The 11,269-nt window shown below is 57.3% G+C and carries 10 protein-coding genes; all 10 read left to right on the top strand.

Annotated elements, in window-relative coordinates; genetic code table 11:
- Position 1: 1 nt before the first annotated feature.
- Positions 2-1,318 (top strand): UDP-N-acetylmuramoyl-L-alanine--D-glutamate ligase, encoded by a 1,317-nt coding sequence (gene murD, locus CWM58_RS20080; RefSeq protein WP_100681618.1) that lies wholly within the window; start codon positions 2-4, stop codon positions 1,316-1,318.
- Positions 1,318-2,592 carry a cell division protein FtsW gene (gene ftsW, locus CWM58_RS20075; protein WP_061155763.1) on the top strand — a complete coding sequence of 425 codons (1,275 nt, stop codon included), beginning with the start codon at positions 1,318-1,320 and terminating at the stop codon, positions 2,590-2,592. Before murD ends, ftsW begins: the two co-directional genes overlap by 1 nt.
- Complete coding sequence (gene murG, locus CWM58_RS20070) at positions 2,589-3,659, top strand: undecaprenyldiphospho-muramoylpentapeptide beta-N-acetylglucosaminyltransferase (protein ID WP_100681617.1); 1,071 nt, start codon at positions 2,589-2,591, stop codon at positions 3,657-3,659. The genes ftsW and murG overlap by 4 nt, the downstream gene beginning before the upstream one ends.
- 48 nt (positions 3,660-3,707) lie before the next feature.
- Positions 3,708-5,183 (top strand): UDP-N-acetylmuramate--L-alanine ligase, encoded by a 1,476-nt coding sequence (gene murC / locus CWM58_RS20065; protein ID WP_100681616.1) that lies wholly within the window; start codon positions 3,708-3,710, stop codon positions 5,181-5,183.
- Entirely contained in the window at positions 5,176-6,096 is a 921-nt protein-coding gene (locus CWM58_RS20060) for a D-alanine--D-alanine ligase (protein ID WP_100681615.1), read from the top strand. The genes murC and CWM58_RS20060 overlap by 8 nt, the downstream gene beginning before the upstream one ends.
- Position 6,097: 1 nt before the next feature.
- A complete protein-coding gene (gene ftsQ, locus CWM58_RS20055; protein WP_004204342.1) occupies positions 6,098-6,928 on the top strand; it encodes a cell division protein FtsQ in 831 nt (276 codons plus the stop codon).
- Positions 6,925-8,187 (top strand): cell division protein FtsA, encoded by a 1,263-nt coding sequence (ftsA, locus tag CWM58_RS20050; protein ID WP_004204343.1) that lies wholly within the window; start codon positions 6,925-6,927, stop codon positions 8,185-8,187. The genes ftsQ and ftsA overlap by 4 nt, the downstream gene beginning before the upstream one ends.
- Positions 8,188-8,249: 62 nt before the next feature.
- On the top strand, positions 8,250-9,401 hold the full coding sequence (gene ftsZ, locus CWM58_RS20045) for a cell division protein FtsZ (RefSeq protein ID WP_002888628.1): 1,152 nt from the start codon (positions 8,250-8,252) through the stop codon (positions 9,399-9,401).
- A gap of 100 nt (positions 9,402-9,501) precedes the next feature.
- On the top strand, positions 9,502-10,419 hold the full coding sequence (lpxC, locus tag CWM58_RS20040; RefSeq protein WP_002888632.1) for a UDP-3-O-acyl-N-acetylglucosamine deacetylase: 918 nt from the start codon (positions 9,502-9,504) through the stop codon (positions 10,417-10,419).
- A gap of 323 nt (positions 10,420-10,742) precedes the next feature.
- Positions 10,743-11,240 (top strand): secA translation cis-regulator SecM, encoded by a 498-nt coding sequence (secM, locus tag CWM58_RS20035; RefSeq protein ID WP_061155761.1) that lies wholly within the window; start codon positions 10,743-10,745, stop codon positions 11,238-11,240.
- The last annotated feature ends 29 nt before the right edge of the window (positions 11,241-11,269 follow it).

Raw genomic sequence — 11,269 nt, 5'->3', positions numbered from 1 at the left:
CATGGCAGATTATCAGGGTAAAAAAGTCGTCATTATTGGGCTGGGTATGACCGGCCTGTCATGCGTGGACTTTTTCATGGCGCGCGGCGTGACGCCGCGTGTAATGGACACCCGCGTCGCGCCTCCGGGGCTGGATAAACTACCCGAATCGGTCGAGAGCCATATTGGTGGGCTCAATGATACCTGGCTGCTGGCAGCGGATCTGATTGTCGCCAGTCCCGGGATCGCGCTGGCCCATCCTTCCCTGAACGCGGCGGCCGATGCTGGCGTAGAAATCGTTGGCGATATCGAACTGTTCTGCCGCGAAGCGCAGGCGCCGATTATCGCCATTACCGGCTCTAACGGTAAAAGCACCGTCACTACCCTGGTGGGCGAGATGGCGAAAGCGGCCGGGGTTAACGTCGGCGTGGGTGGTAATATCGGCCTGCCGGCGCTGATGCTGCTGGACACCGATCGTGAGCTGTATGTGCTGGAGCTCTCCAGCTTCCAGCTGGAAACCACTTCCAGCCTGCAGGCTGTGGCGGCAACCATCCTCAACGTGAGTGAGGATCATATGGACCGCTATCCGCTCGGGCTGCAGCAGTATCGTGCGGCGAAGCTGCGAATTTACGAGAATGCAAAAACCTGCGTGGTGAACGCGGACGATGCGCTCACGATGCCGGTACGCGGCGCGGACGATCGCTGCATCAGCTTTGGTGTCGATGTCGGTGACTACCACCTTAACCGCCAGCAGGGCGAAACCTGGCTGCGGGTCAAAGGTGAGAAAGTGCTCAACGTGAAAGAGATGTCCATCACCGGCCAGCATAACTACAGCAATGCGCTAGCAGCGCTGGCGCTGGCCGATGCCGCAGGCCTGCCTCGGGCCAGCAGCCTGAAGGCATTGACTACCTTCACCGGCCTGGCGCATCGCTTCCAGTTGGTGCTGGATCACAATGGCGTCCGCTGGATTAACGATTCAAAGGCGACCAATGTCGGCAGCACCGAGGCGGCGTTGAACGGCCTGCAGCTGGATGGCACGCTGTATCTGCTGCTGGGCGGCGACGGCAAGTCCGCTGATTTTACTCCGCTGAAGCGCTACCTTGGCGGCGATCGTATTCGCCTGTACTGCTTTGGTCGCGACGGCGCCGAGCTCGCTGAGCTGCGTCCGGACGTGGCGGTACAAACTGAGACCATGGAACAGGCGATGCGTCAGATTGCTCCTCTGGTGAAAGCGGGCGATATGGTCCTCCTGTCGCCGGCCTGCGCCAGCCTGGATCAGTTTAAGAACTTTGAACAACGGGGCGATATTTTTGCCCGTCTGGCGAAGGAGTTAGGTTGATGCGTTTCTCTCTCCCACGCCTGAGAATGCCGCAGCTGAGCTTGCCTCGGTTGAGACTGCCGCGACTGCCGGGGATGTTTATCTTCGCCTGGCTGTTCGCCGCGCTGAAAGGCTGGGTGATGGGCTCGCGCCCGAAAGATAACGACAGTCTGGTGATGTATGACCGGATGCTGCTGTGGCTGACCTTCGGCCTGGCGGCGATCGGCTTTATCATGGTGACCTCGGCATCAATGCCGGTGGGACAGCGCCTGGCGAGCGATCCTTTCCTTTTTGCCAAGCGTGATGGCCTGTACATCGTGCTGGCTTTTGTCCTGGCGCTGGTGACGCTGCGGTTGCCGATGGACTTCTGGCAACGCCACAGTACCGCGATGCTGATTGCCTCAATTGTGATGCTGCTGATCGTACTGGTGGTGGGCAGCTCGGTAAACGGGGCATCGCGCTGGATCGCCCTCGGCCCGCTGCGTATTCAGCCGGCGGAGTTCACCAAGCTGTCGCTGTTCTGCTATATCGCCAACTATCTGGTGCGTAAAGCCGACGAAGTGCGTAACAACCTGCGCGGGTTCTTAAAACCGATGGGCGTGATTTTCGTGCTGGCGATTTTGCTGCTGGCGCAGCCTGACCTCGGTACGGTGGTGGTGCTGTTCGTCACCACGCTGGCGATGCTGTTCCTCGCCGGCGCGAAGCTGTGGCAGTTCATCGCCATTATCGGCATGGGTATCTCAGCGGTGGTCCTGTTGATCCTCGCCGAACCGTACCGTATTCGCCGCGTGACTTCCTTCTGGAACCCGTGGGAAGACCCGTTCGGCAGCGGCTACCAGCTGACCCAGTCGCTGATGGCCTTCGGCCGCGGCGAGATGTGGGGGCAGGGCCTCGGTAACTCAGTGCAAAAACTGGAGTATTTGCCGGAGGCGCACACTGACTTTATCTTCGCCATTATCGGCGAAGAACTCGGTTATATCGGTGTGGTACTGGCGCTTTTAATGGTATTCTTCGTCGCTTTCCGCGCCATGTCGATTGGCCGTAAAGCGCTGGAGATCGACCATCGCTTCTCCGGTTTCCTCGCCTGTGCCATCGGTATCTGGTTTAGCTTCCAGGCGTTGGTTAACGTCGGTGCGGCGGCGGGAATGCTGCCGACCAAAGGTCTGACGCTGCCGCTGATCAGTTATGGTGGTTCCAGTCTGCTGATTATGTCGACAGCCATCATGTTGTTGTTGCGAATTGATTATGAAACGCGTCTGGAAAAAGCCCAGGCGTTTACGCGGGGTGTTCGATGAGCGGTCAGGAAAAGCGGTTGATGGTGATGGCGGGCGGTACCGGCGGGCATGTGTTCCCGGGGCTGGCGGTCGCGCACCATTTAATGGACCAGGGCTGGCAGGTTCGCTGGTTGGGTACCGCCGATCGTATGGAAGCGGATTTAGTGCCGAAAAACGGCATCGAGATTGATTTTATCCGTATCTCCGGCCTGCGTGGCAAAGGGATAAAAGCGCAACTGTTGGCGCCGGTGCGTATCTTCAACGCCTGGCGTCAGGCGCGAGCGATCATGAAGCGTTTCCAGCCGGATGTGGTGCTGGGCATGGGCGGCTATGTCTCCGGGCCTGGCGGTCTGGCGGCGTGGTCGCTGGGGATCCCGGTGGTCCTCCACGAGCAAAACGGTATTGCCGGCCTGACTAACAAGTGGCTGGCAAAGATTGCGAAGAAAGTGATGCAGGCGTTTCCCGGTGCGTTCCCGCATGCGGACGTTGTCGGGAACCCGGTGCGCACCGACGTACTGGCGCTGCCGCTGCCGGGTCAGCGTCTGGTGGGGCGTCATGGACCGATTCGCGTGCTGGTGGTCGGTGGCTCTCAGGGCGCGCGCGTCCTGAACCAGACCATGCCGCAGGTGGCGGCGAAGCTGGGCGATGCGGTGACCATCTGGCACCAGAGCGGTAAAGGCGGCCAGCAAACCGTGCAGCAGGCCTATGCCGCTGCGGGGCAGCCGCAGCATAAAGTGACGGAATTTATTGATGACATGGCCGCGGCATATGCCTGGGCAGATGTCGTGGTTTGCCGTTCCGGCGCGCTAACGGTCAGCGAAATCGCTGCCGCCGGTTTACCGGCGCTGTTTGTACCGTTCCAGCACAAAGATCGTCAGCAGTACTGGAATGCGCTGCCGCTGGAGAAAGCCGGCGCGGCGAAAATTCTCGAACAGCCTGAGTTCACGGTAGAGGCGGTTGCCTCTACCCTGGCGAGCTGGGATCGGGAAATGCTGTTGGATATGGCGGAACGAGCGCGTGGCGCTTCGATTCCGGACGCTACCGAGCGAGTAGCAGAAGAGGTCAGCGCCGTAGCTTTGGCGCGCTAATTGCGGTGATTTTCACCGCCCGAATGACAGAAGTTGATGGCGTAAAGAATGAATACACAAGATTTGGCAAAACTGCGTTCCATAGTGCCCGAGATGCGTCGCGTCCGGCACATTCACTTTGTCGGCATCGGCGGTGCCGGTATGGGCGGTATTGCCGAAGTGTTGGCTAATGAAGGTTACCAGATCAGTGGCTCCGACCTGGCGCCGAATCCGGTAACCCAACAGCTGTCGCAGCTTGGCGCCACCATATATTTCAACCATCGCCCGGAAAACGTGCGCGATGCCAGCGTTGTCGTCGTTTCCAGCGCGATTTCTGCGGATAACCCGGAAATCGTTGCCGCACACGAAGCGCGCATCCCGGTGATCCGCCGTGCGGAAATGCTGGCGGAGCTGATGCGCTTCCGTCACGGGATCGCGATTGCCGGAACCCACGGCAAAACCACCACCACCGCGATGGTTTCAAGTATTTACGCGGAAGCCGGACTTGACCCGACCTTCGTCAACGGCGGGCTGGTGAAAGCGGCGGGCGTGCATGCCCGTCTCGGCCATAGCCGTTACCTGATTGCGGAAGCGGATGAGAGTGATGCGTCGTTCCTGCATCTGCAGCCGATGGTCGCGATTGTGACCAACATCGAAGCCGACCATATGGATACCTACCATGGCGACTTCGAGAATCTGAAGCAGACCTTTATTAACTTCCTGCACAACCTGCCGTTCTACGGACGCGCGGTGATGTGCGTGGACGATCCTGTGATCCGTGAACTGCTGCCGCGCGTCGGCCGGCAGATCACCACCTACGGTTTTAGCGACGACGCCGACGTTCGCGTTGAGGATTACCGTCAGGTCGGGGCGCAAGGTCATTTCCGCCTGGTGCGTCAGGATAAAGAGATCCTGCAGGTCACGCTCAATGCCCCGGGACGCCATAACGCGCTGAACGCGGCCGCGGCGGTGGCCGTGGCGACGGAAGAGGGGATTGACGACCAGGCAATCCTGCGCGCGCTGGAAAGTTTCCAGGGAACTGGACGCCGCTTTGATTTTCTTGGCGAGTTTCCGCTGGCGGAAGTCAACGGCAAGCCGGGCAGCGCGATGCTTATAGATGACTACGGACATCACCCGACGGAAGTGGACGCCACCATCAAAGCCGCGCGCGCTGGTTGGCCGGATAAAAATCTGGTGATGCTGTTCCAGCCGCACCGTTATACCCGTACCCGCGATCTGTATGACGATTTCGCCAACGTGCTGACCCAGGTCGATGCGCTGCTGATGCTGGATGTGTATCCGGCAGGTGAAGCCCCGATCCCGGGCGCCGATAGCCGCTCACTGTGTCGTACCATTCGCGGTCGCGGTAAAGTTGACCCGATTCTGGTCTCTGACCCGGCCCAGGCCGCGGAGATGCTGGCGTCGGTACTGACCGGTAACGATTTAGTGCTGGTGCAGGGCGCTGGCAATATCGGAAAAATTGCCCGTCACCTGGCTGAAATCAAACTGGCTCCGCAAAAAACGGAGGAAGAGCGCCATGGCTGATAAAATCGCGGTGCTTTTCGGTGGAACCTCCGCTGAACGTGAAGTGTCGCTGAATTCAGGCGCCGCGGTGCTGGCCGGGCTGCGTGAAGGCGGGGTGGATGCCCATCCGGTCGACCCGCGCGACGTCGATATTACCCAGTTAAAAAATCTGGGCTTTAAGAAAGCGTTTATTGCCCTCCACGGCCGCGGCGGGGAAGATGGCACGCTGCAGGGGTTGCTGGATCTGATCCAGTTGCCTTATACCGGCAGCGGGGTGATGGCCTCCGCGCTGTCGATGGATAAACTGCGCAGCAAATGGCTGTGGCAGGGGGCGGGATTACCGGTCGCGCCGTGGGTCGCGCTGACCCGCGCACAGTTTACTGCAGGACTTTCTGCTGCCGTTGAACAACAGATTGCGGCGCTGGGCCTGCCGGTCATCATCAAGCCGAGCCGTGAAGGCTCCAGCGTCGGGATGTCGAAAGTCAGTGAAAGCTGCGATTTACCGAGTGCATTGGCGCTGGCTTTTCAGCATGATGATGAAGTTTTGGTCGAAAAATGGCTTAGTGGGCCGGAATTTACCGTCGCCATCGTCGGTGAAGAAATTTTACCGTCAATACGTATCCAGGCCGCGGGAACCTTCTATGATTATGAGGCGAAGTATCTGTCTGATGAGACGCAATATTTCTGCCCTGGATTTGAAGATCCCGCGCGTGAGACAGACATTCAGAGCCTGGTGCTTAAAGCCTGGAATGTTCTGGGTTGTAAAGGCTGGGGCCGTATTGACGTGATGCTGGACAGCGATGGCCAGTTTTATCTGCTGGAAGCAAATACTTCCCCGGGCATGACCAGCCATAGCCTTGTACCGATGGCGGCGCGTCAGGCAGGAATGAGCTTCTCCCAGCTTGTTGTACGAATTCTGGACCTGGCGGGGTGATATGTCGCAGGCTGCGCTGAATACGCGGAACCATGAAGAGGACGTTTCTTCTTCGCGTCGGAGTAATGGAACGCGGCTGGCAGGGATCGTTTTCCTGTTGGCGGTGCTGTTTACCGTGCTGGTCAGCGGGTGGATGGTTCTTGGCTGGATGGAAGATGCGCAGCGCTTGCCGCTGTCGAAGATGGTGGTGACCGGCGAGCGTCACTATACGCGCAATGATGACATCCGCCAGGCGATTCTGGCGTTGGGTTCACCGGGTACTTTCATGACTCAGGATGTGAACATCATTCAGAGTCAAATTGAACGCTTGCCGTGGATTAAGCAGGCGAGCGTCCGTAAGCAGTGGCCCGATGAATTGAAGATTCATCTGGTTGAATATGTGCCGATTGCGCGCTGGAATGATCAACATATGGTGGATGCAGAAGGAAATGCCTTCAGCGTACCGGCGGATCGCACCAGTAAACAGAATTTACCGATGTTATACGGCCCGGAAGGCAGTGAGAACGAAGTGCTGCAAGGGTATCGTGACATGGGGCAGGTGCTGGCAAAGGATAAATTCACGTTGAAAGTGGCGGCGATGACCGCCCGTCGCTCCTGGCAGTTGACGCTTAATAATGACATTAAGCTCAACCTTGGCCGTGGCGATACCATGAAACGGCTTCAGCGCTTTATGGAACTCTACCCGGTTCTTCAGCAGCAGGCGCAGACCGACGGCAAACGGATTAGCTACGTTGATTTGCGTTATGACTCGGGTGCGGCAGTGGGCTGGGTACCTGCTCCCGCAGAGGAAACTAATCAACAACAGAATCAGGCACAGGCAGAACAACAATGATCAAGGCGACGGACAGAAAACTGGTAGTTGGACTGGAGATTGGCACCGCTAAGGTGGCCGCTTTAGTAGGGGAAGTTCTGCCCGACGGCATGATTAATATCATCGGCGTGGGCAGTTGCCCATCACGTGGTATGGATAAAGGCGGTGTGAACGACCTCGAGTCGGTGGTGAAATGCGTACAGCGCGCCATCGACCAGGCCGAACTGATGGCGGATTGCCAGATTTCATCAGTTTATTTGGCACTTTCGGGTAAACATATAAGCTGTCAGAATGAAATCGGGATGGTACCGATTTCGGAAGAAGAAGTGACGCTGGATGACGTTGAGAACGTGGTCCACACCGCGAAGTCGGTTCGCGTCCGCGATGAACATCGCGTCCTGCACGTCATTCCGCAGGAATATGCCATCGACTACCAGGAAGGGATTAAAAACCCGGTAGGGCTGTCCGGCGTGCGTATGCAGGCGAAGGTGCATTTGATTACCTGCCATAACGATATGGCGAAAAACATTGTTAAAGCGGTGGAACGTTGCGGTCTGAAAGTTGACCAACTTATTTTCGCCGGATTAGCGGCCAGTTATTCGGTATTAACAGAAGACGAACGTGAGCTGGGCGTCTGCGTCGTGGACATCGGCGGTGGTACAATGGATATCGCCGTCTATACCGGCGGCGCGCTGCGTCATACCAAAGTGATCCCGTATGCCGGGAACGTGGTGACCAGCGATATCGCCTATGCCTTTGGTACGCCGCCGAGCGATGCCGAAGCGATTAAGGTTCGTCATGGTTGCGCATTAGGTTCCATCGTCGGTAAAGACGAAAACGTCGAAGTCCCGAGCGTAGGCGGACGTCCGCCGCGCAGCCTGCAGCGTCAGACGCTGGCAGAGGTGATTGAACCGCGCTATACCGAGCTGCTTAATCTGGTCAACGAAGAGATCCTGCAGCTGCAGGAACAGCTCCGCCAGCAGGGTGTCAAACATCATCTGGCGGCAGGGATTGTGTTAACCGGCGGCGCGGCGCAAATTGAAGGCCTGGCGGCCTGCGCGCAGCGGGTGTTCCATACCCAGGTGCGTATTGGCGCGCCGCTGAACATCACCGGTTTAACGGATTACGCCCAGGAGCCGTATTATTCGACGGCGGTTGGGCTGCTACACTACGGCAAAGAGTCACATTTGAGTGGTGAAGCGGAAGTCGAAAAACGCGTGACGGCGTCAGTGGGTTCGTGGATTAAACGACTCAACAGCTGGCTGCGAAAAGAGTTTTAATTTTTTAAGAGAACGCAGACAATTAGCGTTCTCAGGCGACAGGCACAAGACGGAGAGAAACTATGTTTGAACCTATGGAACTGACCAACGACGCGGTGATTAAAGTCATCGGCGTCGGTGGCGGCGGCGGTAACGCCGTTGAACACATGGTGCGCGAGCGCATTGAGGGTGTTGAATTCTTCGCGGTGAACACCGATGCGCAGGCGCTGCGTAAAACGGCTGTTGGCCAGACTATCCAGATCGGTAGCGGTATTACCAAAGGTCTGGGCGCTGGCGCGAACCCGGAAGTCGGCCGTAATGCGGCGGACGAAGACCGCGAAGCGCTGCGTGCGGCCCTTGATGGCGCAGACATGGTGTTTATCGCGGCAGGCATGGGCGGCGGTACCGGTACCGGTGCGGCGCCAGTGGTTGCGGAAGTGGCGAAGGATCTGGGTATCCTCACCGTTGCGGTGGTCACGAAGCCGTTTAATTTTGAAGGCAAGAAGCGCATGGCGTTTGCTGAGCAGGGGATCACCGAGCTGTCCAAGCACGTTGACTCACTGATCACCATCCCGAACGACAAGCTGCTGAAAGTACTCGGCCGTGGTATTTCTCTGCTCGACGCGTTCGGCGCGGCAAACGATGTACTGAAAGGCGCGGTGCAGGGTATCGCCGAACTGATTACGCGTCCGGGCCTGATGAACGTCGACTTCGCGGACGTCCGTACCGTGATGTCAGAAATGGGCTACGCGATGATGGGCTCCGGCGTGGCGAGTGGTGAAGACCGTGCGGAAGAAGCGGCTGAAATGGCTATCTCTTCTCCGCTGCTGGAAGATATCGACCTGTCCGGCGCGCGCGGCGTACTGGTTAACATCACTGCGGGCTTCGACCTGCGTCTGGATGAGTTCGAAACCGTGGGTAACACCATCCGTGCCTTTGCGTCGGATAACGCGACCGTGGTTATCGGTACCTCTCTGGACCCGGATATGAACGACGAGCTGCGCGTGACCGTGGTGGCGACCGGTATCGGCATGGACAAGCGTCCGGAAATTACCCTGGTGACCAACAAACAGGTTCAGCAGCCGGTGATGGATCGCTACCAGCAGCACGGTATGTCGCCGCTGACGCAAGAGCAGAAGCCGGCAGCAAAAGTGGTGAACGACAATACGCCGCAAACCGCGAAAGAGCCGGATTATCTGGATATCCCAGCCTTCCTGCGTAAGCAAGCCGATTAAGAATCGACTGGAAGTTGGGCATCTGCGCTCTTTGTGCTAAACTGGCCTCCCGATAGTGGTGTACACTTCGGTTGGATAGGTAAATTGGCGAGATTATACGATGATCAAACAAAGGACTCTTAAACGTATCGTTCAGGCGACTGGTGTCGGTTTGCATACCGGCAAGAAAGTCACACTGACGTTACGCCCTGCGCCGGCAAATACCGGGGTCATCTATCGTCGCACCGACTTGAATCCACCGGTAGATTTTCCGGCTGATGCCAAATCTGTGCGTGATACCATGCTCTGTACTTGCCTGGTTAATGAGCATGACGTGCGGATTTCTACGGTTGAACACCTGAACGCCGCATTGGCTGGCCTGGGTATCGACAACATTATTGTTGAAGTCGATGCACCGGAAATCCCGATTATGGACGGCAGTGCGGCTCCGTTCGTTTATCTGTTGCTGGACGCCGGCATCGATGAACTGAACTGCGCCAAGAAATTTGTCCGTATCAAAGAGACTGTTCGCGTCGAAGATGGCGACAAATGGGCTGAATTCAAACCGTACAATGGTTTTTCGCTGGATTTCACCATCGATTTTAACCATCCGGCGATTGATGCCAGCACCCAGCGCTATACGCTGAACTTCTCGGCCGATGCGTTCATGCGTCAGATTAGCCGTGCGCGTACCTTCGGTTTCATGCGCGATATCGAATATCTGCAGTCCCGCGGCCTGTGCCTGGGCGGCAGCTTCGATTGTGCCATCGTTGTTGACGATTATCGCGTACTGAACGAAGACGGTCTGCGCTTTGAAGACGAATTTGTTCGCCACAAAATGCTGGATGCGATCGGTGACCTGTTTATGTGTGGTCACAACATTATCGGCGCATTCACGGCGTACAAATCGGGTCACGCGTTGAATAACAAACTGCTGCAGGCGGTCCTGGCAAAACAGGAAGCCTGGGAGTATGTGACCTTCGAAGACGACGCAAAACTGCCTATGGCGTTCCGCGCACCGTCGATGGTTCTGGCGTAAGCCTGACCATTCAGTAAATTCGACTGGTAACCTGGTACTCTCTCCGACCAGGGAACCAGTCGTTTTTCTTTTATAACCCCTTCCAGTTATTTTTCGCAGTGATTGCCGGGCAATAATTAGCGTGCGTTCGCTGTTTTATTAAGCGTTTTCCCCGGGCAATCGCCTTCATTCATGCTGCCTCAGCGCGGTAATAATGTTAGTATTTGAGCGCAAAATTATTTCTCCGGGTTGCTTTACCCCGTGGATGTCAGGTTGTCCTGCAAAAAACGCTAATTAAGAGGCAGCCTGAACGGTAACGGGTATACCAACGAAAGGTAATAAAAGTGAGTGGATTGCTGACGCGCTGGCGACAGTTTGGCAGACGGTATTTTTGGCCGCATCTCCTGTTGGGGATGGTCGCGGCCAGCTTTGGCCTGCCCGCGCTTAGCAACAGCCATGAAACCGCGACGCCGGCGAAGGCGACGGCCAGCAACCACAATCCGAGCAAAGTTAATTTCTCCCAGCTGGCGCTGCTGGAGAGCAATCGTCGGCCGAACTTCACCGTCGACTACTGGCATCAGCATGCCATTCGCACCGTCATTCGTCATCTCTCCTTCGCGATGGCGCCGCAGGCGTTGCCGGTGGCGGAAGAGTCGTCCCCGCTGCAGGCCCAGCATCTGGCGCTGCTCGATACGCTCAGCGCGCTGCTGACCCAGGACAGTACGCCGCCGGTGGTGATCCGCCAGGTGGCTTACATCCCTTCCTCATATTCTGCGTTCCGCGTGAGCGCCTGGATTAGCCAGGTGGCAGGGATCCGCGCAGGGCCTCAACGTCTCAGCTGAAAATAACCACGGACCATCCTATTTTTTGT

It is taken from the genome of Klebsiella sp. H-Nf2, assembly GCF_002806645.1.
GTDB lineage: Bacteria > Pseudomonadota > Gammaproteobacteria > Enterobacterales > Enterobacteriaceae > Klebsiella > Klebsiella variicola.
The sequence above is the reverse complement of the archived record's forward strand: the minus strand, read 5'-3'. Positions and strand labels throughout refer to the sequence as shown.